The following is a 27,000-nucleotide window of genomic DNA, read 5'->3' as shown; positions in this document are numbered from 1 at the left end:
GGCTAGAGGTTCCGGCTCACTTGGATGGCCCAGTGGTAGGCCTGCAACTGGCCCTGCCAGTAGCTTTCCGGCGCGATGCCGGCGGCGGCCAGGGTGGCGCCGCTCGGTTGTTCGACCAGCAGCAGCATCTGGCCCAGCGGACCGCCGCGTTCGAGCAGGGCGGCCATCACGTCCAGGTCGAGGTTGAGGGCGGCGACGATTTCGCTCATCGGCATGCCCAGCAGCACGTCGAGCAGCGAGAACACGCCGGTGACGAAGGCCAGGTCCTGGGCGTCGCGGTCGCCGCCCTGCTCCTTGCACAGCGCCTCCATCTGCGCGGCGCGCACGGCGGCCAGCGGCAGCAGCGGGTTGGCGTTGGCGTCGTCCTGCTGGCGGGCGTACAGCAGCAGTTGCAGCCAGCGTTGCAGCTGGCGCCGGCCGAGCACGTTGATGGCCTGGCCGAAGCTGTGGATGGGCGTGCTGAGCGCGAAGGCGGCCGAGTTGACCACCTTGAGCAGCTGGTAGGACAGCGCCGGGTCTTGCTTGAGCAGGGTTTCCAGCTCGCGCGAGTCGGCGTCGCGCGCCAGCATGCCGAGCAGCGCCAGCAGGCGCTTGCGCGAGGTGCCGTCGCCGGTGCTGGCGGCCTGCGCCGGGCAACGGGCGAAGTCGCCCATGAACCAGGCGAAGCCGGCGTCGGCGCATTCGTCGAAACGTTGTTCCGTGTCCACACCGCGCGCCAGGTGGGGGCCGGGCTGGGCCACCAGCGCCAGCACCGGCGGCAGGGTCGTGGCGCAGTCGTACATCAGGGCGCGGGCGCCGGACTGGGTGGCCTTGGCGGCGACGCCGTCGAACATGATGCGGTAGCCCTGCTCGGCCAGCGCGGCGCATTTCTTTTGCGCTGCGGGCTCGTCGACGGCGCCGGCCGGCACGCGCAGGATCAGGCGGTGCGCCGGCAGGCCCTCGAGGTGGCCGGCCTCCAGCCGTAGCGGCTCGGCCACGGCGACGATGCAGTCGAGCGGCGCCAGGGCCGCGAACACTTCCGGATAGTTGAGCAAGACCAACGACGCCTGCAAGGCATCGACGGTGTCGGAAGGGAACTCGAAAGCCAGTGCCACCCACTCCTTGCGGGCGTTCGACACTGCTTGCAATCCCACTAACGGAAACGGGCTCGGATCAGACGCGGACATCAGTATCTCAGTGTGGGTAGTGCGCGCAATCTTAGATCATGTATTGACCGATGGCAACCTATTACGCCAACTGTGCGCGACTTTTAATGTTGCGACCAATACAAGACCAATTTTCCGCGCGTGAAACATTCTGTTTTAAACAATTCACAATCCCCGCTAGCGGGAGCAGCAATATAGCAGAAATTGTCGCTGTGGCAAGGAAAGCCAGTGGCTTGCATATTGGTATTAGAGCTGCGGCTCGAATCTGACGCGAAACTGACACAGTCGCGCCGCGCCGGCTCAGCCGCCGTCGCGGGCGAACTGGGCGTGCTGCACGGCGAAGCGGATCAACTCGGCCTGGCCTTCGATGCCCAGTTTACGCTTGATGTTGAGCCTGTGCGTTTCCACCGTGCGCACGCTCAGGTCGAGGGCGCGGGCGATCTGCTTGTTCGATTCGCCGTTGGCGATGTGGCGCAGCACCTCGTGCTCGCGCGAGGTCAGCTGGCTTTCCTGGCTGAGCGGCTTGGCCAGCTGGCGCGCCAGCGCGGCGCTGTAGTAGATGCCGCCCGACATCACCGTCTCGATCGCCACCACGATGTCCTTGCCCGGCGCGTCCTTCAGCACGTAGCCGCGGGCGCCGGCCTGGATCGCCTGCGAGACGTATTCGAGCTTGTCGTGCATCGACAGGATCAGCACGGCGATGCGCGGGAAGGCCTGCTTGAAGCGGGCGGTGGCCTCGATGCCGTTGCCGCCGCGCATGTTGATGTCCATCAGCACCAGGTCGATGTCGTGCAGGGCGGCCTGTTCCAGCGCCTCGGCGGCGCCGCCGGCCTCGGCCACGACGCGGAAGCTCGCCACCGCTTCGAGGCGGGCGCGCAGGCCGTCGCGCACCAGAGGGTGGTCGTCGACCAGGAGGATGTTGATGATGGGTGTCATGTCGGTGTGCCGTGGTTGGGGGCGCGCGCCAGCACGGTGGTGCCGGCGGCGGACGAGCTGATGTCGAATTGGCCGCCGATCGCCTCGATCCGCTCCATCATGTTGCGCAGGCCGATGCCGCGCTGCGGGTGCAGGGCGATGCCGGCGGCGTCGAAGCCGGCGCCGTCGTCGCGCACCGTCAGGGTGACGCCGGCGGCGTCGCCGGCCAGGGCGATGTCGATGCGGCTGGCGCCGGCGTGGCGGCCGATGTTGGTGAGCGCCTCCTGGGCGATGCGGAACAGCACGGTGTTGGCCATGTCGGGCAGGTGGTCGGTGGCGCCCTCGGCGGCGAAATGCACCGGGATGGCGCTGCTCAGGGTGGCCTCCTCGGCCAGGTGGGCCAGCGCGGCGGCCAGGCCGAGGTCGTCGAGGATGGCCGGGCGCAGGTTGTGCGAGATGCGGCGCACCTCGCCGAGCACGTCGTTGAGCTGCTCGGCGGTGTGCTCGAAGACGGTCTGGGCGGCCTGGCGCTGGCCGGCGTCGCCGCCCAGGCGGATGATGCCGGCCTCGATCTGCAGCTTGATCGAGACCAGCCACTGGCTGATGCCGTCGTGCAGGTCGCGCGACAGCCGCGCCCGCTCCTCCTCCTGCGACTCGACCACCCGCTGCGCCAGCGCCTTGAGTTTGGCGTCGGCCACGCGCAGCTCGCTGACGTTGAGCGCCAGGCCGGAGCTGCCGACGGCCAGCGCGCTGGCGATGGCGATGGCGGCGATCCACAGCATGGTGTTGTCGATGTTGCCGGACTGCTGGGCGTCGATCTTGGCCAGCGCCTGGTCGACGTCGTCGAGGTAGATGCCGGTGCCCAGCATCCAGCCCCACTCCGGCATGGCGACCACGTAGCCCAGCTTGGGCGCCGCCTTGTGGGTCGATGGCTTGACCCAGAAGTAGCGCTCCAGCCCGCCGCCGGTCCTGGCCCGCTGCAGCAGGCGCTGGATGGTCGGGTTGCCGTCCTGGTCCTTCAGGTCCCACAGGTTCTGGCCGACCAGCTCGGGTTGGCGCGGGTGCATCAGGTTGTTGCCCTGCATGTCGTAGACGAAGAAGTAGCCGTCGTCGCCGTAGCTCAGCGCGCCCAGGATGCGCTTGGCCTCGTCCAGGGTGGCCGGGTCCTTGCGGCCGGAGTCGACCAGTTGCGCCACCGAGTGCGAGGCCAGCGCCACATAGTGCCGCAGCTCGGCCTCCTTGCTGGCCAGGTAGGCCTGCTGGATGGTGTCGCGCTGCAGCTGGGCCAGGGTGGCGGCCTGGTGGCGCACCGCCAGCGCGATGGCGAACAGGGCCAGGATCAGCGGTGTGATGGCGAGAAAGATGACTTTTTGCCGCAACTTCATGTGGGGCCCGGTGCAATAAGTGTGTGGCCGCGATTTTACGCCCCTATCGGCGCGCCGGACTACGTAGTTCTACGCATTGAAACTGCGTAGTGCTGCGCTTGTGGCAGATATAGCCATCATGAATACTGGCCATAAGCTGCCGACATTCCATCAAGCACCCCGCAACAGTCCGATTTCCCCGACGAAGGGAAGCGCACGCTGTTCCGCGCTCGACACAGTGCAGCGTCCGTTCACCATTGGAGGAAATACATGAAACGACTAACAAGCCAGCTCGGCTGGGCCGCCATGGCCCTGGCCGGCGCCGGCGCCCTCGGCGTCATCGCCCTGCGGCGCGGCGAATCGGTCAGCGCGATCTGGATCGTCATCGCCGCCGTCTGCGTCTACCTGATCGCCTACCGCTTCTACAGCAAGTTCATCGCCGACAAGGTGCTCGGCCTCGACCCCAAGCGCATGACCCCGGCCTACAAGTACAACGACGGCCTCGACCACGTGCCGACCAACAAGTTCGTCCTGTTCGGCCACCACTTCGCCGCCATCGCCGGCGCCGGCCCGCTGGTCGGCCCGGTGCTGGCCGCGCAGATGGGCTATCTGCCCGGCATGCTGTGGATTTTGGCCGGCGTGGTCTTCGCCGGCGCCGTGCAGGACTTCATCGTGCTGTTCATCTCGATGCGCCGCGACGGCCGCTCGCTGGGCGACCTGATCAAGGCCGAGCTGGGCCAGATCCCCGGCATGATCGCCCTGCTCGGCACCTTCATGATCATGGTCATCATCCTGGCGGTGCTGGCGCTGATCGTCGTCAAGGCGCTGACCGGCTCGCCGTGGGGCAGCTTCACCGTCATGGCCACCATCCCCATCGCCCTGTTCATGGGCGTGTATTCGCGCTACATCCGCGTCGGCCGGGTCGGTGAGATCTCCGTCATCGGCTTCCTCTTGTTGATGGGCGCCATCTTCGGCGGCCAACTGGTGCAGGAGAACCCGGCCCTGGCGCCCATGTTCACCTACACCGGCACCGAGCTGACCTGGATGCTGATCGGCTACGGCTTCGTCGCCTCGGTGCTGCCGGTGTGGCTGCTGCTGGCGCCGCGCGACTACCTGTCGACCTTCCTCAAGATCGGCACCATCGTCGGCCTGGCGCTGGGCATCGTGCTGGTCGCGCCCTACCTGAAGATGCCGGCCATGACCAGGTTCATCGACGGTTCCGGCCCGGTCTGGTCGGGCAGCATGTTCCCCTTCCTGTTCATCACCATCGCCTGCGGCGCCGTGTCCGGCTTCCACGCCCTGATCGCCTCCGGCACCACGCCGAAGATGATCGAGAACGAACAGCACGCCCGCTTCATCGGCTACGGCGCGATGTTGATGGAGTCCTTCGTCGCCATCATGGCGCTGGTGGCCGCCTCGACCATCGAGCCGGGCATCTACTTCGCCATGAACAGCCCGGCCGCGTTGATCGGCACCACGCCCGAGGCGGTCGCCCAGGTGGTCTCCAACTGGGGCTTCCACCTGACCCCGGACATGCTGACGCAGACCGCCAAGGACGTCGGCGAGGCCAGCATCATCTCGCGCGCCGGCGGCGCGCCGACCCTGGCCGTGGGCATGGCCAACATCCTCTCCGGCGTGATCGGCGGCAAGACCATGATGGCCTTCTGGTACCACTTCGCCATCCTGTTCGAGGCCCTGTTCATCCTGACGGCGGTCGACGCCGGCACCCGCGCCGGCCGCTTCATGCTGCAGGATCTGCTGGGCAGCTTCGTGCCCCAGCTCAAGAAGACCGAGAACGTCTTCGCCAACCTGCTGGCCACCGGCCTGTGCGTGGCCGCCTGGGGCTATTTCCTCTACCAGGGCGTGGTCGACCCGCTGGGCGGCATCAACACGCTGTGGCCGCTGTTCGGCATCGCCAACCAAATGCTGGCCGCCATCGCGCTGATCCTCGGCACCTGCGTGCTGTTCAAGATGAAGCGCGGCCAATACGCCTGGGTCACCCTGGTGCCCACCGCCTGGCTGCTGCTGTGCACGCTGACGGCCGGCTGGCAGAAGGTGTTCGACGCCAACCCGCGCGTCGGCTTCCTGGCCCACGCCGCCAAGTACCAGGCCGCCTACGCCGACGGCAAGCTGCTGGCGCCGGCCAAGTCGGTGGCACAGATGCGGCAGGTGATCTTCAACGACTACCTGGACGCCTCGCTGGCCGCCTTCTTCATGGTCGTCGTGCTCAGCGTGCTGGTGTTCGGTGTGCGCACCGTGCTGGTGGCGCGCGCCAACGCCAAGCCGAGCACGCAGGAGAGCCCGCTGGTGCCGATGCCGACGGTGCACTGATGTTCGACGAGATCGTCAAGGCCGGCCGCTACCTCGGGCAGAGCATGCGCCTGATGGTCGGCCTGCCCGAGTACGACACCTACCTGGCGCATCGCGACACCACCCATCCGGGCGAGCCGTCGATGAGCTACGAGGAGTTCTTCCGCGAACGCCAGGAGGCCCGCTACGGCGGCGCCGGCAAGCGCGGCGGCTGCTGTTAGCGGCCGCCAGCCCAAGCAAGCTCAAGCTTTAGCCACGGAACTTTTTCATCCCGTCCAACTCCAACCTTGCACAAGCCGCCAATCCAACGCGGCGCGAGGACGGCATGGCCGACGATCCCCCTTGCCGACTCGCGGTCGGTGCGAATCCGCCGCCGCGAGGCCGGCCATGACGCCGCTCGACGACACCTTGCGCCACATCCTCGATTTGGCCCGCTGGGCGCCCAGCGGCGACAACAGCCAGCCATGGCGTTTCGAGATCGTCGGCGCGCGCCGCTTGGTGGTGCATGGCTTCGACACGCGTGAGCACTGCGTCTACGACCTCGACGGCCACCCCAGCCAGATGTCGCTGGGCGCCCTGCTGGAGACCATCGCGCTGGCCGCCGGCACCTACCAGTTGGCGCTGAGCGCGCGGCGCCGCCCCGACACCGCCGACGACCGCCCCACCTTCGACCTCGCCTTCATCCCCGCACCCGCGTCCTCGGCCGACCCGCTGGCCGAGTCCATCGTGCAACGCTGCGTGCAGCGCCGCCCGCTGCGCACGCGGCCGCTGACGGCGACCGAGAAGACCACGCTGGCGCAGACGCTGCCGGCCGGCTACCGCCTGGTCTGGCACGAGCGCCCGGGCCAGCGGCTGGCGCTTGCCCTGCTGCTGTACCACAACGCCGGCCTGCGCCTGCGCATGCCGGAAGCCTATCCGACCCACCGCGCCGTCATCGAATGGAACGCCCGCACCAGCGAGGACCGCATTCCGGACCAGGCCCTGGGCGTCGATCCGCTGACCCGCCACATGATGCGCTGGGTCCTGCAAAGCTGGCGCCGCGTCGAGTTCTGCAACACCTGGCTGGCCGGCACGGTGGCGCCGCGCGTGCAGATGGACCTGGTGCCGGCGCTGGCCTGCGCCGCGCACTTCCTGCTGCTGGCGCCGCAACGGCCGACCTCGACCGACGACTACGTCGCCGCCGGCCGCGCCATGCAGCGCTTCTGGCTGACCGCCACGGCGCTCGGCCTGCAACTGCAACCGCAGATGACGCCGCTGATCTTCGCCCGCTACCTGCGCGAGCGGCGCCCGTTCACCGCCAGCACGGCCTTGCGGGCCCGCGCGGCCGAGCTGGCGCTGCGCGCCGAGCGCCTGTTCGGCCGGCACGACTGGGAGCACGCCGTCTTCATGGGCCGCATCGGCGCCGGCCCCCCGGCCAAGGCGCGCTCGCTGCGCCGCCCGCTGCGCCAGTTGTTGCTGGACGAGACGGCGCCGGAGGCCGCCGGCCCGGCGTGACGGCGCACCGGGCCGTCGACCCGGTGCCGTTCCATACCGTTCCCTAGCCTCGCGTGCGCGCGCGTCCGCCATGACGGAATTTTTTACACCCGGCGACGGCGCGTGGCGCGGTATTTCCCCGCACCACAGCAAGTTCGCTGACGGCAATTTTTACAGTCGGCCGCCGCGCCCCGCCCCCGGCTCGACCGCCCCGCCGCAAGTGCTTGTTTTTCCAAAAGAAAATTTACTTGGCAAGCTTATTGCTCAGAACAGAGCAGGTCCCGTCGCAAGGGATTCTTCCAGCAAATGTCTTTCCTAAATTGGGGGCAAACATGAAGCACTTCACATCCACACTGGGCGCCATGCTGGCGGCGGCGGTCCTGGCGGCGCCAACGACGACGCTGGCGGGCCCCTTGATCGGCATGTCGCTCAACGGCAACCATGTTTACGATGTCTACGCCGACCTGTGGACCAATGTCACCGACAGCGGCCTGGCCACCGGCATCATCCCCGGCGGCGCGCCGGGCTACCTGACCCAGCTGCGCACACAGACCGTGGTCGGCACCATGTCGAACAGCAATAACGGCACCATCGTCACCCCGGCCGGCTTGAACAGCAGCTTCGAGGTCAGCAAGATCGCCCGCTACCAACAACTAGTCAGCGCGCAAAACGGCAACACCATCCACTTCACGATGCCCTCCACGCAGGACGCGGCGATGGATGTCGACCTGTTCCATACCGGCGTGCAAAACGTGGCGATCTACTTCGACCGCCTCGGGCCCGCTGGCGACAGTAAGGCCATGCCGGGCAACGGCGCCAACACGGTGCGCTGCTACGGCTCCGGCGCCACCTCGGCCGGCTGCGGCGTCGGCGACCTCGACAACGGCGACGGCATGCTGATCATGTCGGGCCACCTGGTCTTCAATGAGGCCACGTTCACCCGTAGCAGCGTCAATCCCAACATCGGCACCGGCTCGTTCTCGACCAGCTTCATGATCGACTTCGTCAACTCCGACTTCCTCGACGTGGTCACCGGCTCCATTATCAGCGACAACTTCACCGGTTCCACCAACCTGCCGTCCTTCTACAACCCGGTCAGGACCTGGGACGGCACAACGCCGGACGGATCATTCCCCTTCTTCAAGGTCGACTCATCGCAAAGCTTCGCCGTCGCCGCCGTGCCGGAGCCGGCCACGCTGGCGCTGTTCGGCCTGGGCCTGGCCGGCTTGGCGCTGGGCGAGCGGCGCAAAATCAAGGGCACGGTCGAGGCCAAGTGCTAGCTCCTGGCCGGGGCGGCGACCCGGGCCGCCGGCGCCACTGGCGCCACCGTCAGGCCGGCATGCCCAACATCTGCCGCAACACGGCGTTGAAGCTGGCGCCGGCGTCGTAGCGCCGGAACAGCTGCGCGACGACGCCGGCCGCCGCCCGCGCCGTCCCCTCCCGCAACAAGATCTCGCAGGTGCGCCGCAGCTCGGCCACCCCGGCCCGGTCGGCGCGCAGCACGGCGCCGGCGCCGGCCGCCACGATCCCCCGCATGTTCAAGAACTGGTCCAGGTTGCCGGCGATGCCCAGCACCGGCACGCCGGCGGCCAGCGCCTGTTGGCTGCTCAGGCTGCCGCCGTTGCACACCACCAGGCGCGCGCGCCGCGCCGCCAGCCCGCCCGGCAAATAATCGGCGATCCGGGCGTTGGCCGGCGGCCGTGGCGGCGCGGCGCGGCCCGCCGTCGCGGCGGCCACCAGCACCGGCAACGGCGCCAGCGCCTGCAACACCAGCGGCAACAGGCGCTGCTGGCCGGAACTGCCCAGCGTGACATAGACCAGCGGCACGTCGGCCGGCAGCTCCGCCCACCACGGCGGCGGCGCGAGCGGCGGCGACCAGGCCACCGGCCCCAGATAGGAGTGGCTGGCCGGCATGTCGCGCGGCGGGAACAGTTCGGCCACGTCGGCGTACAGGGTGCGGTCGGCGTCGGTGTAGACGCGGCGCAGGTCCCAACCCAGCGAGGCCATGCCGTACTGCCGGCGCACCCGGTTCAGCGGGCGCGTGTGCAGGGCGAAGGCCAGCGGACGGGCCAGTTGGAACAGGGCGCTGGCCAGCGCCAGCGGCCGCAGGCGCGCCAGCGGAATGTCCGGCAGCGGATAGTGCTGGGGCACGTAGGGGCTCCAGTAGGCGTTGCTCAGCGCCACATACGGCAGGCCGGCGCGGCGCGCGCTGATCGACAGCGACAGGCGGAAGTCGCCGACCACCAGGTCCGGCTTGGCCTGCTGGAACAGATGCAGATCGTCCTCGACGTAGCGGCGCAGCGTGGCGACCTCGTAGACCGGCCGGCCGGCCGCCAGGGCGGCGAGGAACTGCGCCGGGGCAACGCTGTGGATGCGCCAGCGCGGCGGCGCGCCGGCCCCCAGGAATTGCTCGTAGCCGTCGGCGCAGGCCAGTTGCGCCATGAAGCGCGCCGGCTCCAGCGCGGCGGCCAGCGCCAGCGGCCTGGCCAGGTGGGCCAGGGTGACCGCCTCGGCGACGAACAGGATCTTCTTGCGTTCCATCATATTCCGGCTGGATATGGCGCGGCCGCGCCGGCCGCATTCGCACAGCTTGCGGCCGGCGCGGCGGCGTCCTTTGATACCGCGCAAAAGTGTCCGCCCCGCCGGCGCGCGTGGATGTTGCTCGCGCGGGCGGAATGTTCCCGCTAGCGGGCAGCGATTAGATGCAGATCAATGCCGCCACCACCCCGCAGCTTATATTTTTCTTCGTGACACCGTCCTCCGCAGTCCTACCTCCGTTGCCGCGCACAAGGCGCGCGACATCAACCGCCGGCCTCAACAATGAATAGTGTGCAACGCCATCGCCCCGTCGCGTCGCTAGCGCCCCATGCCGGCGCTGCCGCTGCGCGCGCGCGCCGAACCGGGCCGGCGGCGCCGCTCCCGCGCGGCCGGTGCCGGCCGCCGCTGCCGACCACGCCCGGCTTTGTTGCTGGTCGGCGGGCCCCGGCCGCCCTCAGGCTCGGCCTGGCGGCGCTGCTGGCGCTGCTCCTGCCGGCGCCGGCGCCGGCCCAGCCCGTCCAGCCGGCCGCCGATCCGGCCCAGACCATGGCCTACATCTACAACCTGGGCAAGTTCACCGAATGGCCGCCGGCCGCGCTCGGCCCGCCCGGCCGGCCGATCACCCTGTGCATGATGGGCGACACCGACTACCTGACGCTGGCCCTGGCCGCCATCGAGAACCGGCCGATGCAGGGCCGCGAGTTGCGCGTGCGCCACATGTCCTATCTGGGCGAGCCGCTCGGCTGCCAGATCCTGTTCGTCTCGCGCTCGGAGGAGAAGCACCTGGCCGAGATCCTGCCGGCGGCGCACGCCGGCGCCGCGCTCACCGTCAGCGACATCGCCGATTTCGCCGACGTCGGCGGCATCGTCGGCCTGCTGCCGGCCGCCGCGCCGGACGGCAAGATGGAGTTCGAGATCAACGCCGGCGTGGCGCGCCAGGCCGGCCTGCGGCTCAGCTCGCAGGTGCTCAAGCTGGCCCGCAACGTGGTGGGGAGGTAGGCCGTGTTCGACTTCGCCCGTTCCGGCCTGAGCAAGAAGCTGACCATCATCTCGGTGTTGTCGACCGGCAGCGCGCTGCTGCTGGTGTTCCTCGCCTTCGCCGCCACCACCGTGCTCAGCCACACCAGCGACGAGCGCAAGCAGCTCTCCTCGCTGGCCGGGGTGATCGGCATCAACAGCGTGACGGCCCTGCTGTTCGCCGACCGCAAGCAGGCCGAGCAGACCCTGGCCGCGCTCAGCGTCAAGGACGACATCGTCCAGGCCGCGCTGTTCGACCGCGACGGCAGCTTGTTCGCCCGCTACAGCGCGCCCGGCCGCGAGGCCGACGCCGCCGCCGTGGGCGACCTCAGCGCGCTGCGCCTGGCCGACCTGGGCGGCGCCGAGCTGGCCGAGCGCAGCGGCGCGCTGTGGACGCCCGGCATGCGCCTGTACCGCGCCATCCGCAACAACGGCGAACTGATCGGCGCGGTGATGATCGAGGGCGAGCAGACCCAGATGTGGCTGGCCGTGCTGCGCAACCTGGCCGCGGCCGGCGCCGCCACGGCGGTCTCCTTCGTCATCGCGCTGCTGATGGCGGCCCGCTTCAAGGGCAGCATCGCCGAGCCGATCAGCAAGTTGATCGGCGCCGCCCAGCAGGTCTCGAGCAGCCAGAGCTACACCCTGCGCGTGGCGCACCAGCGCAGCGACGAGCTCGGCTCGCTGATCGACAGCTTCAACGACATGCTGGCGCAGATCGAGGGGCGCGACCTCAAGCTGGCGCAGTACCGCGACCAGCTCGAGCGCCAGGTCGGCGTGCGCACCGAGCAGCTGGAGAAGGCCAAGAACGCCGCCGAGGCGGCCAGCCAGGCCAAGAGCGCCTTCCTGGCCACCATGAGCCACGAGATCCGCACGCCGATGAACGGCGTGCTGGGCATGACCGAGCTGCTGCTGGCCACGCCGCTGAGCGAGCAACAGCGCCGCTACACCGGCATGGTCAAGCGCTCCGGCGAGCACCTGCTGGTGATCATCAACGACATCCTCGACTTCTCCAAGATCGAGGCCGGCAAGCTCACCGTCGAGTACATCCACTTCAACTTCCGCGAGCTGCTCGACGACGTCGACAGCGTCTTCCTGCCGCAGGCCCAGGCCAAGGGCATCGAGCTCGAGTTCGCCATCGCCAACGACATCCCGGTGGCCATCTGCGGCGACCCCAACCGGCTGCGCCAGATCATCGTCAACCTGCTCGGCAACGCCATCAAGTTCACCGACCGCGGCCGCATCGTCGTCAAGGTCGGCGTGGTCGACGAGGACGCCCAGGCCGTCGGCCTGCGCTTCGAGGTGCACGACACCGGCATCGGCGTCTCGGCCGAGGCGCGGGCGCGCATCTTCGACTCGTTCTCGCAGGCCGACGGCTCGACCACCCGCAAGCACGGCGGCACCGGCCTGGGCCTGGCGATCTCGAAACAACTGGTCGAGTTGATGGGCGGGAAAATCGGCGTCGACAATGCTCTACCGCAAGGGTCGGTCTTTTGGTTTGTCGTAAATTTCGATAAGCGTCGCGTCGATGCCGACGATCCTTTGTTCAATTGCAAGACTACCCAGGGGCTACGCGCTTTGATCGTCGATGAACATGCGGACAGCCGCGTCCTGCTGGAGCGGCAACTGGCGCGCTGGCAGATCAGCGCCAACAGCGCCGGCGGCAACGACGCCGTGGCCCAGCTGCAGGCCGCCGCCGCCGCCGGCCGCCCCTACGACGTGGCCCTGCTCGACATGGACCTGGCGCGCACCAGCGGCCTGGCGCTGGCCGCCTCGATCAAGGCCGACGCCGCCATCGCGGCGGTGCGCCTGCTGCTGCTCAGCAGCGAGCGCGACGCCGCCGACACGGTGCAGCGGCGCGAGGCCGGCGTCGCCTTCCAGCTGATCAAGCCGCCGCGCGAGTGCGACCTGTACGACTGCATCGTCACCCCGCTGCGCGCCAGCGAGGGCGCGCGCAACGCGCCGCCGCACCTGGCCCGGCCGGTGCGCGCGCGCAAGCGGCGCAAGGTGCTGCTGGCCGAGGACAACCCGGTCAACGTCGAGGTGGCCAGCGCCATGCTCGAGGGCCTGGGGCTGGAGGTCAGCCGCGCCTGCAACGGCGAGGAGGCGCTGCACTCGGTGTGCGCCGACGACTTCGACCTGGTGCTGATGGACTGCCAGATGCCGGTCATGGACGGCTTCGCCGCCACCGCCGAGATCCGCCGCTACGAGCAGCAGAGCGGCCGCGCCCGCGTGCTGCCGATCATCGCCATCACCGCCAACGCGCTGCAGGGCGACCGCGAGTCCTGCCTGGCCGCCGGCATGGACGACTATTTGAGCAAGCCCTTCACCCAGCAGGCGCTGGGCCAGACCATCGCGCGCTGGATCGCCCTGCCGCGCGCCGCCACGCTGCAGCTCGACGAGGAGCCGCCGGCGCCGGCGCCGACGGCGGCCGCCGTGGTGGCGGCGGCGCAGACCACGGCGGCGGCCTCGGCCACGGCGGCGGCCAGGCATGCGGCCCCGCCATCGGCCGGCGGCGCGGCCGCCGCGCCGCCCCCCGCGCCACCGCCGCCGGTCCAGCCGGCCGCGCGCGACATCATCAACCAACAGGCGCTGAAGAACATCCGCGCCCTCAGCGCCGCGCACGGCGACGCCCTGCTCGAGCGCGTCCTGCACGCCTTCGTCGACGACACGCCCAGCCACTTCCAGGCGCTGCGCCTGGCCGTCGACGGCGGCCAGCCCGGCCCGCTGCGCAAGGCCGCGCACAGCCTCAAGTCGAGCAGCGCCAACGTCGGCGCCGAACACCTGGCCCAGCTGTGCAAGGAGCTCGAACAGCTCGGCCGCGACGACCGCACCGACGGCGGCGCCGCCCTGCTCGAGCAGATGGAACGGGAATTCCAGGCCGTGCGCCAGGCGCTCAGCGCGATTTTAGAAAAGGAAACTTGAGATGGCACCCTCCCCCAAACGCGGCCTGGTCCTGGTCGCCGACGACGACCCGGTGATGCGCATGCTGATGCTGGAAATGCTAGGCCAGGTCGGCCTCGACGTCATCGAGGCCGAGGACGGCAAACAGGCGCTGGCCTACTACCACAGCATGGCGCCCGACCTGGTGCTGCTCGACGTCGAAATGCCCGGCCTGGACGGCTTCCAGGTCTGCGCCGAGATCCGCCGCCAGGAGAGCAACGCCACCGTGCCCATCGTCATGGTCACCGGCGGCGACGAGCTCGAGTCGGTCACCCACGCCTACGAGGTCGGCGCCACCGACTTCGTCTCCAAGCCGATCAACTGGCCCATCCTCGGCCACCGCGTGCTGTACGTGCTGCGCGCCTCCGACGCCATCGCCCGCCTGCGCATCGCCGACGCCCACAACCGCGCCGTGCTGGCGGCCATCCCCGACACCTTCTTCCGCCTCAACCAGGACGGCTACTACCTCGACTACGAGCAGGGCCACGACCACGGCGCCGTGTTCTCGGTCGAGCACTGCGTCGGCCGCCACGTCAGCGAGGTGCTGCCCAAGGACATCGCCGAGCGCCTGCTCGAGCAGGCCCAGACGGTGCTGGCCACCCAGCACATCCGCTCGGTCGACTACGAGCTGGTGCGCCACGGCAGCGTGCAGCACTTCGAGGCGCGCCTGGTCACCACCGGCAGCGACGAGGTGCTCGGCCTGGTGCGCGACATCAGCGAGCGCAAGCGCACCGAGGAGCAGATCCGCCGCCTGGCCTACTGCGACAGCCTGACCGGCATCCCCAACCGCCAGGCCTTCCTCGAGACGCTGGAGGGCGAGCTGCTGCGCTCGCGCAACGGCAACAAGAAGTTCGCCGTGCTGTTCATGGACCTCGACTCGTTCAAGCGCATCAACGACACGCTCGGCCACAACGTCGGCGACCACCTGCTCAAGGTGGTCTCGGACCGGCTGCGCGAGACCATCCGCCCCAGCGACCTGGTGACCCGCGCCGAGCACTACCACAACAACAACCTGGCGCGCCTGGGCGGCGACGAGTTCACCATCCTGATCCCCGACCTGGAGCGGGTCGAGCACGCGCTCAACGTGGCGCACCGCGTCAAGGAGGCGATGCGGCGGCCCTTCCTGATCGACGCCCACGAGATCTTCGTCACCGCCAGCATCGGCATCTCGCTGTACCCGGAGGACGGCGAGGACTGCAACTCGCTGCTCAAGTACGCCGACACGGCGATGTACCACGCCAAGAACTGCGGCAAGAACAACGCCAAGCTGTACAGCTCCTCGCTGACCATGCAGATCATGAGCCACGTCAAGCTCGAGGTGGGCCTGCGCAAGGCCCTGCAGAACGCCGAGCTGTACCTGCTGTACCAGCCGCAGATCGACGTCGCCAGCAGCCAGATCGTCGGCGTCGAGGCGCTGGTGCGCTGGCGCCACCCGGAGCGCGGCATCATCTCGCCCACCGAATTCATCCCGCTGGCCGAGGAGACCGGCCTGATCGTGCCGATCGGCGAATGGGTGCTGCGCACCGCCTGCGCCCAGGCGCGCGCCTGGCAGGCCGACGGCCGCCGCCCGGTGCGCATGGCGGTCAACCTGTCGGCCAAGCAGTTCAAGGACGAGAACCTGACCCAGATCGTGGTCTCGGCGCTGCACGACACCGGCCTGGCCGCCGCCCTGCTCGAACTCGAGCTGACCGAGGGCACGCTGATGGACGACGCCCGCGCCACCATGGTCACGCTCGAGCAGTTGCGCGCCATCGGCGTCTACCTGTCGATCGACGACTTCGGCACCGGCTACTCGTCGATGAACTACCTGAAGCGCTTCGACGTGCGCGCGCTGAAGATCGACAAGAGCTTCATCAGCGGCCTGCCGCAGGACTCGGAGAACGCCGCCATCACACGCGCCATCATCGCCATGGCGCACGGCCTGAAGATGGTGGTGGTGGCCGAGGGCGTGGAAACGGAGGAGCAGCTGGTCATGCTGGAACAGTTCGGCTGCGACGTGGCGCAGGGCTACTACCTGGGCCACCCGCTGCCGCACGAGGCGATCACCCAGATGCTCGGCAACCAGCACGCCCCGCCCGGCCAGAACGGCTACGCGCTGCTGCCGCATGCCGGCTCGGCCTGAACAACGCCGCCGGCATGACGCCGCAGCGGCCGAAGGGTCAGACCCTCAGGGTCTGACCCTGGGGTGCGGGGTGCAATCCGCCGACACCCCGCTACACCACCCCGCCGTCCCTCAGCTCGGCGATCTGCGCGGCGCTGTAGCCCAGCGCGGCCAGCACCTCGTCGTTGTGCTGGCCCAGGGTCGGCCCCATCCATTGCGTACGGCCCGGCGTGGCCGACAGCTTGGGCGAGATGGCCGGCAGCTTGACCGGCGTGCCGTCCGGGAAATGGTGCTGCTCGAACATGTCGCGGGCGAGGAACTGCGGGTCCGTCATCATGTCGCGCACCGAGTAGATTTTGCCGGCCGGCACGTCGGCCGCCTTCAGCACGGTCAGCGCGGCGGCTATGTCCCGGCCGTCGCACCAGGCCTGGATGGCGGCGTCGATCTCCTCGGTGCGCGGCACGCGGCCGTCGTTGCGCGCCAGGCCGGGGTCGCCGGCCAGGTCGATGCGGCCGATGGCCAGCATCAGGCGCTTGAAGATGGCGTCGCCGTTGCCGGCGATGACGATGTTCTCGCCGTCGGCGGTGGTGTAGGTGTTGGACGGCACGATGCCGGGCAAGGCGCCGCCGGTGCGCTCGCGCACCACGCCGGCGTGGTCGAACTCGGGCACCAGCGACTCCATCAGGTTGAACACCGACTCGTACAGGGCGACGTCGACCATCTGCCCCTGGCCGTGCTCGCGCCCGCCGGTGGCGTCGCGGTGGCGCAGCGCCATCATCGCGCCGATCACCCCGTGCAGCGCCGCCACCGAGTCGCCGATCGACACGCCGACCCGCACCGGCGGCCGGTCGGCGTGGCCGGACACGTAGCGCAGCCCGCCCATCGACTCGCCGATGGCGCCGAAGCCGGGCAGGTCCCTCATCGGCCCGGTCTGGCCGAAGCCGGACAGGCGCACCATGATGGTCGCCGGCTTGACGGCCTGCAATTGCGCATAGCCCAGCTCCCACTTCTCCAGCACGCCGGGGCGGTAGTTCTCGATGATGATGTCGGCCTCCAGCGCCAGCTGGCGGGCGATGGCGCGGCCGCGCGCGTCCTTCAGGTTCAGCGTCAGGCTCTTCTTGTTGCGCGCCTGCACCGACCACCACAGCGAGGTGCCGTCCTTCAGCACGCGCCACTGGCGGATCGGGTCGCCGCTGCCGGGGGTCTCGATCTTGATCACCTCGGCGCCGAACTCGGCCAGCATGCGGGCGCAGAACGGCCCGGCGATCAGTGTGCCCAGCTCCAGGACCTTGATGCCGGCCAGCGGGCCGGGGGAAGCGGATTGCGTCATGTCAGCAGCCTAAAAAGGTGGTGTCGAGGATGGTGGAGGCGTCGACAAACCAGCGGGCCGATCGAGGGTCAGACCCTAGGGTCTGACCCTAAGGCCGCAATCCAAGGCGCCGCCTCAGGTGGCGCGGCGGTCGAGCATGGCGCGGGCGATGGTGCCGGCGTCGACATACTCGAGCTCGCCACCGACCGGCACGCCGCGCGCCAGCCGGCTGACGCGCAGGCCGCGCGCCTTGAGCATCTCGCTGATGTAGTGCGCGGTGGCCTCGCCCTCGTTGGTGAAGTTGGTGGCCAGCACGACCTCGCCGACCACGCCGTCGTTGGCACGCGCCACCAGCTTCTCCAGGTGGATGTCCTTCGGGCCGATGCCGTCGAGCGGCGACAGCCGCCCCATCAGCACGAAGTACAGGCCCTTGTAGGTCAGGGTCTGCTCGATCATCAACTGGTCGGCCGGCGTCTCCACCACGCACAACAGGCGGCGGTCGCGCCGCTCGTCGTTGCAGGTGTCGCACACCTCCTCCTCGGTGAAGGTGTTGCACAGCACGCAGTGCTGCACCGCCTCGACCGCCTGGCCCAGCGCGCGCGACAGCATCGCCGCGCCCTCGCGGTCGTGCTGCAGCAGGTGGAAGGCCATGCGCTGGGCCGACTTGGGGCCGACGCCGGGCAGCCGGCGCAGCGCCTCGGTGAGGAACTCGAGCGATTTGGACACGGATCAGGCCGGGTGCGCGCTGCGGTGGACGGCGTCGCTCAGAACGGCATCTTGAAGCCGGCCGGCAGGTTCATGCCGGAGGTCAAGCCGCCCAGTTTCTCGGCGGAGGTCGCCTCGGCCTTGCGCACGGCGTCGTTGAAGGCGGCCGCCACCAGGTCTTCCAGCATGTCCTTGTCGTCGGCCAGCAGCGACGGGTCGATCGAGACACGCTTGACGTCGTTCTTGCAGCTCATCACCACCTTGACCAGGCCGGCGCCGGACTGGCCTTCGACGTCGATCAGCGCCAGTTGGTCCTGCGCCTTTTTCATGTTGTCCTGCATTGCTTGCGCTTGTTTCATCAAGCCGGCCAGTTGGTTCTTCATCATGATGGGTTGCTCCGTAAGTGGATTGGTAAAAATAGTTTAGTTCAATGCAGCGTGGCCGAGGCGGCCAAAGCGGCCGGCGGCGGCACGATGGAGCCGGGCACCACGAAGGCGCCGAACTCGCGGATCATACTGTTGACAAAGGGGTCGCCGGCGATGGTGTCCTCGGCGGCGCGCTGGCAGGCGGCGCGGTGCGCCTGGGCCTCGGCGCTGGCCGTGTACCAGACTGCGCCCAGCTCGGTCTCCACCCGCACCGTGCGGCCGAAGCGTTCGCACAGGGCGGCGGTGAGCTTGTCGACGTTGCCCGGCGTGCGCCAGGTTTCGATCGGCACGCGCAGGGCGAACACCACGGTGTTGCCGTCGAAAGTGCAGCTGAGCAGCTCGGCCTGCATCGCCAGTTGCTGCGCCACGCCGCGCAGCGGCAGGGCGGCCGCCACGGCCGGCCAGTTGCCGTCCCAGTCCAGCTCGGGCACCGGGGTGATGACGTAGGCGTGCGGCGCGTGCAGCGGCGCGGGCGCGGCGCGCGGCACCGGCGCGAAGGCCGGCGCGTTGTCGCCGGCGTAGGCCGACGGCGCTGCCGACGCGGACGCGGACGACGCTGCAGACGATGCAGACGCGAACGAGGACGAGGCCGGCGCCGCTTGGGCGATGGCCGTGTCGTCGGAGAATTCGGTGACCCAGGGTGGTAGCTCATCCTCGTCGGCGGCCGGCGCCGGCGGGCGGGCCGGCTGGGCTTGCTGCGCGGGCTGGTAGCCCGACTGCTGCGGCATCGTGCGCGCGGCCTGCTGCGGCGGCATCTGCTGCTGCGCCTGCTGCGGAACGTGCTGCGGAACGTGCTGCGGAACGTGCTGCGGGGCTTGCTGGGTCTGCTGCGCGCCCTGTTGCATCTGGTGTGCGCCCGGCGGCGGCATCTGCTGCGCGCCCTGCTGCTGCGGCCGCTGGGCGGCCTGCGCCTGTTGCGCCAGTTGCGGCTGCTGCGCCATCGGCGCGGCCTGCTGCATGGTCTGGCGCGCCGGCGCCTCCAGCACGGCGGTGTTCGATTCGCCCAGCGCGGTCGACGGCGGCGGGCTGTCCTCCCACGGTGCCGGACCGCGCGGCGCGGCCGGGGCCGACGGCATGGCCGGGCGCGGCGCCAGCGCGGCGGGGGCGGCGGACGCGGCCGGAGCCGACGCGGCGCCAGGCATGCCGGTGCCGCCCGCCCCTGCGGGCGATCCCGGCGACGCCGACTGCGCTGCGGACGATGCTGCCGGCACGGACTGCGCCGCGGACGGTGCCGGCGGCGCGCTCGTCGCGCCAGTCGCACCAGCCGCCGGCGACGGCCTGCTGCCGCCGACCTTCGACGCCGCCCGCGCCGCTTCCAGCGCGGCGTTGATGGCGGCGCGGGCCGTGCTGACCGGTCCGGCCGGCTGGGATGGCTGGACCGACTGGGCCGGCGCGGCGTACTGCGGCGCGCTGGCCGCTGCCGGCGCGGCGGCGGTATGGGCAATTGGCGCTGTGACCGGCCGCGATGCCGGCGCGTCGGCGCGCGCCATGGCGGCGGCAGCGCCGGCCACCACGGCCGGCGGCACCACGGTGGCGTGGCTGGCGGCCACATGGCTGGCGGCGCGGGCCGCCGGCATGGCGGCGGCGCGCGCGGCGGCGGCGGCCGGACGGGCCGCCATCGGCGCGGCGGCCGGCACACCCTCGGCGCCGCCTACGCCGGGCCGAAAGGCCAGCATGCGCAGCAGCGTCATGGTGAAGCCGGCGTACTCGTCGGGCGCCAGGCCCAGCTCGTTGCGGCCGTGCACGGCGATCTGGTAATACAGTTGCACTTCCTCGGCGTCGAAGGCGGCGGCCAGACGGACGATGTCGGCGTATTCCGGCAGGTCGGCCGGCAGCGCGGCCGGCACGGTCTGCGCCAGCGCGATGCGGTGCAGCAAGGTGCCCAGGTCCTGCAGCGCGCCGTTGTAGGACAGGCTGCGGGCGGCCATCTCGTCGGCCACGGCCAGCAGGTCGGCGCCGTCCTGCTGCGCCAAGGCGTCGAGCAGGCGCACCAGGTAGGACTGGTCGAGCGCGCCCAGCATGCCCTGCACCGCGTCCAGCGTCACCTCGCCGGCGGCGTAGGCGATGGCCTGGTCGGTCAGCGACAGCGCGTCGCGCATCGAGCCGTGGGCGCCCTGGGCCAGCAGGCGCAAGGCCGGCTGTTCGAAGGTGATGCCCTCCTGGCCGAGAATATTGTCCAGGTGGCTGATGATGTGGCCGGGCGGCATCTGCTTCAGGTTGAACTGCAGGCAGCGCGACAGCACCGTCACGGGAATCTTTTGCGGGTCGGTCGTCGCCAGGATGAACTTGACGTGCTCGGGCGGTTCCTCCAGCGTCTTCAGCATCGAGTTGAAGGCGTGGTTGGTCAGCATGTGCACCTCATCGATCATATAGACCTTGAAGCGGGCGTTGGACGGCGCGTACACCGCCTGTTCCAGCAACTGCGCCATCTCGTCGACGCCGCGGTTGGACGCCGCGTCCATCTCTATATAGTCGACGAAGCGGCCGGCGTCGATCGCCGTGCAGGCCTCGCACACGCCGCAGGGCGTGGCGGTGATGCCGCCGTTGCCGTCCGGGCCGATGCAGTTGAGCGATTTGGCCAGGATGCGCGACAGCGTGGTCTTGCCCACCCCGCGTGTTCCGGTGAACAAATAGGCGTGGTGCAGGCGACCGCTGTGCAAGGCGTGCGTCAGCGCGCGCACGACGTGCTCCTGGCCGACGAGCGTTTCGAAATTCTTGGGGCGGTATTTACGGGCGAGGACTTGATAGGACATGCTGAGATTTTACCGTAGATAGCGGGTGGAGCGGTCAATCCTGCGCGGCTGCGCGCAAGTGCCTTGGCAAAGTTCGCCGGATGCGTAAAAACGGCAATTGTAACAAGCTGGCACGAGCTTGGCTAACTTGGGCCTCTGCCGGGCGGCGCCGTCCGGCCAAGCTAGCACGGCCAAGCTGAGGATTTGCCCAAGGCCGGTGGCGGATATGGCATAGCGCGGCGCGGCGCGATCGCCTACAATTTATTTTTATTTCAACATGACAAAAATGAAAAAACTTGCATTGCTGGCCCTGCTGCCCCTCTCCTTCTCCGCCCTGGCCACCGAGGAGCGCGAATGGATCCCCTATAAGAAACTGCTGGAGGTCACCAAGTTCGACAAGTTCTACGCCCTGCCCGCCGCCGAGCGCGACAAGGTGGCCGTCTACATCACCTTCGCGCCCAACAACAAGACGATCAAGCCGGCCGACATGGCGCTGACCGTGGTCCACTCGGGCGGCCGCACGGCGCTGCCGGTGACGGCCGACGGCCGCCTGAGCATGGTGCCGGTGGCCAAGTGGATCGGCGAGGACGCCAAAATCTGGACCCAGATGCCCAAGGGCGAGAAGGCGGCCATCGGCTTCGGCATGAACGCCGTGCTGCCCGAGGGCCAGCAGTGGGGCTACGCCAGCGCGATGGGCAGCGTGCCGCAAGCCAACGCGGCGATCAAGCAGGTGGCCGGCGCGCTGAGCCTGTTCGCGCCCTCGATCAAGTCGGTGGTGTTCAAGTTCGCCAAGCCGGCCCAGTTGAAGATCCAGGCGCACGACGGCGTCAAGCAGTACAGCAGCGACGCCCGCAACGAAATCTGGCTCAAGCCGGACGACGCGCTGCTCAAGGAGAATCCGCTGATGGTGGCGTCGGAGCGGCCGCGCGAGGTGGAGCTGGAAACGGACACCAAGTAGGCGTATTGGGTCCGGAAACAATAAAAGCTGCCGAGGCAGCTTTTTTTGTATGAATTCCCGAAGGAGGCGAGCCTGATCTGCGGCACTTATGGGTAACAGCCGTGGCTGCTTCGTTCCCGACCTGACCAGGTTAGCCGTGCCACAATGCGCAGGGGCCCGCCGAGGGCAATTATACCCGACCTGGCGACTTCGTGGGAAGTGCCGTGCCGGTCGGAGCCCAAATGCCGTGCCACCAAGACGCCAGCGGCTCCAATACCACCCAAGGGCAGAGAGCCAGGGTCAGACCCTAGGGTCTGACCCTAGATTTTCGCCGCTGGTCTTTACATAACTTGACTGCACCCACCTACAAACCCAGCTGCTGCCAGATCTCGTCGACCTTGGCCTTGACGGCCGGCGTCATGGCGATGGTGGTGCCCCACTCGCGGTTGGTCTCGCCCGGCCACTTGTTGGTCGCGTCGATGCCCATCTTGCTGCCCAGGCCGCTGACCGGCGAGGCGAAGTCCAGGTAGTCGATCGGCGTGTTGTCGACCAGCGTGGTGTCGCGGGTCGGGTCGACCCGGGTGGTGATGGCCCAGATCACCTCTTTCCAGTCGCGGATGTTGACGTCCTCGTCGACCACCACGATGAACTTGGTATACATGAACTGGCGCAGGAAGCTCCACACGCCGAACATCACCCGCTTGGCGTGGCCGGCGTACTGTTTCTTGATCTGCACCACCGCCATGCGGTAGCTGCAGCCCTCGGGCGGCAGATAAAAGTCGGTGATCTCGCTGAACTGCTTTTGCAGCAGCGGGATGAACACCTCGTTCAGCGCCAGGCCCAGCACGGCCGGCTCGTCGGGCGGCTTACCGGTGTAGGTCGAGTGGTAGATCGGGTCGCGCCGCATGGTGATGCGGTCGATGGTGAACACCGGGAAGGAGTCCTGCTCGTTGTAATAGCCGGTGTGGTCGCCGTACGGCCCCTCCAGCGCGTGCTCGTAGCCGGACGGATGGTTGGCGTCGGGATAGATGTGGCCCTCCAGCACGATCTCGGCCGAGGCCGGCACCCGCAGCTCGCTGCCGATCGCCTTGACCAGCTCGGTGCGGCTGCCGCGCAGCAGGCCGGCGAACTGGTATTCGGACAGGCTGTCCGGCACCGGCGTCACCGCGCCCAGGATGGTGGCCGGGTCGGCGCCCAGCGCCACGCAGATCGGATACGGCTGGCCCTTGCTCTGCACGGCGTGCTCGCGGAAGTCCAGCGCGCCGCCCCGGTGCGCCAGCCAGCGCATGATCACCTTATTAGGACCGAGCACCTGCTGGCGGTAGATGCCCAGGTTTTGCCGCTTCTTATTCGGCCCCTTGGTGATCACCAGGCCCCAGGTGATCAGCGGCGCCACGTCGCCCGGCCAGCAGTGCTGGATCGGCAGGCGCGACAGGTCGACGTCCTGGCCCTCCCAGACGATTTCCTGGCAGGGCGCGCCGCGCAATTCCTTCGGCGACATGTCCCACACCGCCTTGACCAGCGAGCCCAGGCCCAGCAGATCCTTGAAGCCCTTGGGCGGTTCCGGCTCCTTCAAGCGGGCCAGCACGTGGCCGATCTTGCGCAGTTCGCTGACGTCCTCGGCGCCCATGCCCAGCGCCACCCGGCGCGGCGTGCCGAACAGATTGGCCAGCACCGGCATGCTGTGGCCGGTCGGATTTTGGAACAATAGAGCCGGTCCGCCGGCGCGCAAAGTGCGGTCGCAGACCTCGGTCATCTCTAAATGGGGGGAAATTGGCAACAAAATGGGCTTAAGTTCGTCCATTCGTTGCAGTTGAGAAATAAAATCTCGCAAATCTGTATATTTCATGTTTTTTTTAATTTTTGTGACAGTGAACGGCGTGACTGAGAAATCCCGGTCAAGTGATTGATTTTATTGGTTTTACGCGCAATGCAAGCGAAAATGTAAGATTTAAAAGTAATAACAAACGCTTTCGTTAGTATTGACTTGATATAAAACGGCTTCTACAATTTGCCCTACTTGAAGAGGACATGGTTTTTCGACCACATATTTACTGTCACTCATTCATTCACGGAGTCGGGGCTCCATATGGCATTTTAAGGAGTGTTTTCAAAAGGCGTCTGCCTTACCCCCGAAAAAAGTTGTATTGCGACTGATCAAATACCACAGGGAAAGATCAGCTCAGGCAAGCAATGACGGCGTCCAACGCGCGCTCCCAGCGGCGACGGACGATGATATTTCTGATGCACGGCATTGGCACTCCATTCGCTGCGTTTAGCGCGGCAGGGACTCGCTCGTTACGGACATTTCAGGGGACTTCCATGACTAATCGTTTTAATGGTGCAACTCAGCTTGCCCAACAACTGGCCCGCCAGCCAGCCGCGTGGTTCGCCACGTCGCGCGTATCGGCACGTGGTGTGCTGACGACCGCACAACACACACTGACAATTTTCGGTATTTCGGCTCTGGTCGTGATCGCGGTATTGTTTCTCCGTCCGGACCTGGTCAAGCAATTGTCCAAGGTCCTGGCACCGGAGCCGGCGGCCGAAGTGGCCGTCGTCACCGCCCCGCCGCTGTCGGCCTTGATGGAGGCACCGGCCAAGCCGGCCGCCGCCACCGCCGCCGCAGCGCTGACGGCCGAAGAGAAGGCCCTGCTGGGCACGCAGAAGCAACAGCAATGGGTCACTTCTTGGCTGTCCAAGCGCTACCGCGTGGCCGGCGACGCCGCCAACATGCTGGTCTCGACCGCCTATCTGACGGCGCGTGAAATCAAACTCGACCCGCTGCTGATCCTGGCCGTGATGGCGATCGAATCGGGTCTGAACCCGTTCGCCGAAAGCCCGGTCGGCGCCCAGGGCCTGATGCAAATCATGTCCAAGGTGCACCACGACAAGTTCCAGGACATGGGCGGCGTGCAAGCGGCCCTGAATCCGGTCGCCAACATCCGCGTCGGCTCGCTGATCCTCAAGGATTACGTGACCCGTGGCGGTTCGGTCGAAGCCGGCCTGAAAACCTACGTCGGCGCCGCCGCCTTCGAACACGACGACGGCTACGGCTCGCGCGTGCTGGCCGAGTACCAGCGCCTCAAGCAAGTGTCGGCCGGCAAAAAAGTGCCGACCATCACGCCGATGATGGCCGCCGCGCCAGCCGCGCCGAAGGAAAACAACACCGTCGCCAGCGCCGACAAGGTGAAAACCGAGATCGCAGGCCTGTAAACCCGCCTTGCATTGCCACGGCCACGGCCGACAATAAAAAACCACCGCGAGGTGGTTTTTTCATTTCTACTACCAGAAGCCCGCATGCGGCTGGGCCGCCTCAGCCTCCAGCATCGGCCCCAGCACCTCGACCTGGTGCTGGCCGCGCGCGAACACCTCGCGGCAAGGCAGCGAAAAAGTCGGGTTCTCGGGATGGGCGCCGGTCAAGCCCAGCAGGCTGTGCTCGGACAGCGCGTACACCACGCGGCCGATATTGGTCCAATAGATGGCGCCGGAACACATGCAGCAAGGCTCGGCACTGGTATACAGCGTGCATTTGGCCAGCTGCTCCGGCGTCAACAGCTTGGCGGCCCGCGCCGCCGCCACCAGCTCGGCGTGCTGGGTCGGGTCGCCCTGCGGCGGCATCGAGTTGTTGCCGGCCCGCGCGACGACCTCGCCAAGCTCGTTGGCCACCAGCGCGGCGAAGGGATGGCGGCCGTCGCGCCGCGCCTGCGCCGACAATTCTATGGCCTCGCGCAACAAAGCCAGTTCGACGGTGCTCAGGGCGGCGCTCGCCGGCGTGTTCTGCTGATGCATGGAATGCTCCTGGTGGAATGAGAAAACGCCGTGGCGCCCCCTTACGAGGCCGCTGGCGCGATGGCGCCGCCGAAAACTGGCCAGCGGCGCCGCGATATGCCATCATCCATGCATCATACCAATTAGAACAAATCAGTATCCATCAATATTTTTGATTGATCGGGAGAGACCGCCTTGCGCTATTCCTTGGAACAACTACAAACGCTGGTGCTGGTGGCCAAGACCGGCTCCTTCTCGGCCGCCGCGCGGCAGCTGGGCAAGACCCAGTCGAGCGTCAGCATGGCCATCGCCAACCTGGAGATCGACCTGGGCCTGCCCCTGTTCGACCGCAGCGGCAAGCTGCCGCTGCCGACCGAGGCCGGCCGCAAGCTGCTGATTGAGGCGCAGGCCGTGCTGGAACGCTGCTACGAGCTGGAGGCGCAGGCGCACAGCCTGGGCGGCCAGATCGAGGCCAGCCTGACGCTGGTGGTCGAACTGCCCTACGCCGCGCTGATGGCGCCGCTGGACGAGTTCGCCGCGCAATTCCCCCATGTCGACCTGGACCTGCGCCAGCCGCGCCAGGGCGACATCGGCGGCCTGCTGCTGGCCGGCCAGGCCCAGCTGGGCGTCTGCTTCGCCCAGCCCGACTATCCACGCGACCTCGGCTTCATGCAGATGGGTAAATTGATCCTCAGCCACGTGGTCGGCCGTACGCATCCGCTGGCCGGCATGCGGCAGATCAGCTTCAGCGAGCTGCACCGCCACCGCCGCCTGCTGTTCAGCGCCCACGGCGACAAGCTGGCCAGCAGCGAATACCTGGGCGCCAGCCGCTGCTGGCGCGCCGAGGACTACCTGGCCCTGCTCGAACTGACCCGCGCCGGCCTGGGCTGGACCACGCTGCCGCGCCAGCTGGTCGCCCGCCAACTGGCCGAGGGCGAGCTGGTCGAGCTGCAACTGGCCGCCTACCCGCACACCGACTGGCTGGTCGGCGTCGACCTGCTGTGGGCCAACACGCGGGCGCTGGGCAAGGCCGGCCTGTGGCTGCGCGAACGCCTGCGCCGCCACAAGGTGTTCGAGCTGGACCGCAACGGCAACCCCACCACGCTCTAAAACTCCGGACGAAAAAGACTTTTCAGGCGCCTGCGGGACGCCGGCCCCAACCCCACAGACCAGGGGTCGGACCCCGTACGGGGTCTGACCCCGACCGTGGCGTATCGGGGTGCGGGGCAATAAAAAAAGCCGGGACGACAGTCACGCTGTCGTCCCGGCTCGTTTGCGGCCCATACCTACCGCGCCAGGGCGCGGCGGCGTGCGCCTG

20 protein-coding genes and 1 other RNA gene are annotated in these 27,000 nt (G+C 68.4%); 10 read left to right on the top strand and 11 right to left on the bottom strand.

What is annotated here, in order from left to right; all coding sequences use genetic code 11:
• Positions 1–2: 2 nt before the first annotated feature.
• The 3 genes from BM252_RS14370 to BM252_RS14360 form a co-directional block, all read right to left on the bottom strand.
• Positions 3–1,094: an EAL and HDOD domain-containing protein gene (locus BM252_RS14370; protein ID WP_342742512.1), complete on the bottom strand. Its 1,092-nt coding sequence runs from the start codon at positions 1,092–1,094 to the stop codon at positions 3–5.
• 351 nt (positions 1,095–1,445) lie between these two features.
• Positions 1,446–2,081: a response regulator gene (locus BM252_RS14365; RefSeq protein ID WP_093388361.1), complete on the bottom strand. Its 636-nt coding sequence runs from the start codon at positions 2,079–2,081 to the stop codon at positions 1,446–1,448.
• On the bottom strand, positions 2,078–3,445 hold the full coding sequence (locus BM252_RS14360) for a cache domain-containing protein (RefSeq protein ID WP_093388360.1): 1,368 nt from the start codon (positions 3,443–3,445) through the stop codon (positions 2,078–2,080). Before BM252_RS14360 ends, BM252_RS14365 begins: the two co-directional genes overlap by 4 nt.
• 249 nt (positions 3,446–3,694) lie before the next feature.
• Here BM252_RS14360 and BM252_RS14355 point away from each other — a divergent pair, with 249 nt between their 5' ends.
• The 4 genes from BM252_RS14355 (at position 3,695) to BM252_RS14340 (ending at position 8,487) form a co-directional block, all read left to right on the top strand.
• Positions 3,695–5,755 (top strand): carbon starvation CstA family protein, encoded by a 2,061-nt coding sequence (locus BM252_RS14355; RefSeq protein ID WP_093388359.1) that lies wholly within the window; start codon positions 3,695–3,697, stop codon positions 5,753–5,755.
• A complete protein-coding gene (locus tag BM252_RS14350; protein WP_093388358.1) occupies positions 5,755–5,955 on the top strand; it encodes a YbdD/YjiX family protein in 201 nt (66 codons plus the stop codon). Before BM252_RS14355 ends, BM252_RS14350 begins: the two co-directional genes overlap by 1 nt.
• A gap of 166 nt (positions 5,956–6,121) precedes the next feature.
• On the top strand, positions 6,122–7,228 hold the full coding sequence (locus BM252_RS14345; protein WP_093388357.1) for a nitroreductase family protein: 1,107 nt from the start codon (positions 6,122–6,124) through the stop codon (positions 7,226–7,228).
• Between the two features lie 311 nt (positions 7,229–7,539).
• Positions 7,540–8,487, top strand: coding sequence for a PEP-CTERM sorting domain-containing protein (locus BM252_RS14340; RefSeq protein WP_093388356.1), 948 nt, complete (start codon positions 7,540–7,542; stop codon positions 8,485–8,487).
• A gap of 49 nt (positions 8,488–8,536) precedes the next feature.
• On the opposite strand, the gene BM252_RS14335 is transcribed toward BM252_RS14340, so the two are convergent.
• On the bottom strand, positions 8,537–9,751 hold the full coding sequence (locus tag BM252_RS14335; RefSeq protein ID WP_245774257.1) for a glycosyltransferase: 1,215 nt from the start codon (positions 9,749–9,751) through the stop codon (positions 8,537–8,539).
• Positions 9,752–10,036: 285 nt separating this feature from the next.
• Between BM252_RS14335 and BM252_RS14330 the strand changes: the two genes are divergently transcribed.
• From BM252_RS14330 to BM252_RS14320, 3 genes are read left to right on the top strand one after another with little or no spacing between them, the layout of a single operon-like run.
• Positions 10,037–10,744, top strand: a complete 708-nt coding sequence (locus tag BM252_RS14330; protein WP_174900532.1) for a YfiR family protein — start codon at positions 10,037–10,039, stop codon at positions 10,742–10,744.
• Positions 10,745–10,747: 3 nt separating this feature from the next.
• Positions 10,748–13,684, top strand: coding sequence for a response regulator (locus tag BM252_RS14325; RefSeq protein WP_093388354.1), 2,937 nt, complete (start codon positions 10,748–10,750; stop codon positions 13,682–13,684).
• A 1-nt stretch (position 13,685) separates the two neighbouring features.
• Positions 13,686–15,824, top strand: coding sequence for a putative bifunctional diguanylate cyclase/phosphodiesterase (locus BM252_RS14320; protein ID WP_093388353.1), 2,139 nt, complete (start codon positions 13,686–13,688; stop codon positions 15,822–15,824).
• 91 nt (positions 15,825–15,915) lie between these two features.
• Here the strand turns inward: BM252_RS14320 and BM252_RS14315 are convergent, their stop codons facing one another.
• The 4 genes from BM252_RS14315 to dnaX form a co-directional block, all read right to left on the bottom strand.
• Positions 15,916–17,133, bottom strand: coding sequence for a CaiB/BaiF CoA transferase family protein (locus tag BM252_RS14315; RefSeq protein WP_093388352.1), 1,218 nt, complete (start codon positions 17,131–17,133; stop codon positions 15,916–15,918).
• Between the two features lie 114 nt (positions 17,134–17,247).
• Positions 17,248–17,838 (bottom strand): recombination mediator RecR, encoded by a 591-nt coding sequence (gene recR / locus BM252_RS14310; protein WP_093388351.1) that lies wholly within the window; start codon positions 17,836–17,838, stop codon positions 17,248–17,250.
• A 38-nt stretch (positions 17,839–17,876) separates the two neighbouring features.
• Positions 17,877–18,203 carry a YbaB/EbfC family nucleoid-associated protein gene (locus BM252_RS14305; RefSeq protein WP_093388350.1) on the bottom strand — a complete coding sequence of 109 codons (327 nt, stop codon included), beginning with the start codon at positions 18,201–18,203 and terminating at the stop codon, positions 17,877–17,879.
• 41 nt (positions 18,204–18,244) lie between these two features.
• A complete protein-coding gene (gene dnaX, locus BM252_RS14300) occupies positions 18,245–20,995 on the bottom strand; it encodes a DNA polymerase III subunit gamma/tau (RefSeq protein WP_093388349.1) in 2,751 nt (916 codons plus the stop codon).
• Between the two features lie 265 nt (positions 20,996–21,260).
• Between dnaX and BM252_RS14295 the strand changes: the two genes are divergently transcribed.
• Complete coding sequence (locus BM252_RS14295; RefSeq protein ID WP_093388348.1) at positions 21,261–21,932, top strand: hypothetical protein; 672 nt, start codon at positions 21,261–21,263, stop codon at positions 21,930–21,932.
• A 62-nt stretch (positions 21,933–21,994) separates the two neighbouring features.
• Here the strand turns inward: BM252_RS14295 and ffs are convergent.
• Positions 21,995–22,093, bottom strand: an RNA gene (gene ffs, locus BM252_RS14290) — signal recognition particle sRNA small type.
• A gap of 182 nt (positions 22,094–22,275) precedes the next feature.
• Complete coding sequence (ubiD, locus tag BM252_RS14285; RefSeq protein ID WP_093388347.1) at positions 22,276–23,760, bottom strand: 4-hydroxy-3-polyprenylbenzoate decarboxylase; 1,485 nt, start codon at positions 23,758–23,760, stop codon at positions 22,276–22,278.
• 473 nt (positions 23,761–24,233) lie between these two features.
• Here ubiD and BM252_RS14280 point away from each other — a divergent pair, with 473 nt between their 5' ends.
• The gene (locus BM252_RS14280; RefSeq protein WP_093388346.1) at positions 24,234–25,127 is read left to right on the top strand and encodes a transglycosylase SLT domain-containing protein; all 894 of its coding nucleotides are present in this window, start codon (positions 24,234–24,236) and stop codon (positions 25,125–25,127) included.
• Between the two features lie 69 nt (positions 25,128–25,196).
• On the opposite strand, the gene BM252_RS14275 is transcribed toward BM252_RS14280, so the two are convergent.
• Positions 25,197–25,703, bottom strand: a complete 507-nt coding sequence (locus BM252_RS14275; protein ID WP_093388345.1) for a nucleoside deaminase — start codon at positions 25,701–25,703, stop codon at positions 25,197–25,199.
• 186 nt (positions 25,704–25,889) lie between these two features.
• Between BM252_RS14275 and BM252_RS14270 the strand changes: the two genes are divergently transcribed.
• The gene (locus BM252_RS14270; RefSeq protein ID WP_245774256.1) at positions 25,890–26,792 is read left to right on the top strand and encodes a LysR family transcriptional regulator; all 903 of its coding nucleotides are present in this window, start codon (positions 25,890–25,892) and stop codon (positions 26,790–26,792) included.
• The last annotated feature ends 208 nt before the right edge of the window (positions 26,793–27,000 follow it).

It is taken from the genome of Rugamonas rubra (assembly GCF_900114705.1).
GTDB classification, from domain to species: Bacteria; Pseudomonadota; Gammaproteobacteria; order Burkholderiales; family Burkholderiaceae_D; genus Rugamonas; species Rugamonas rubra.
This window is presented reverse-complemented; position numbering and strand designations above follow the sequence as displayed.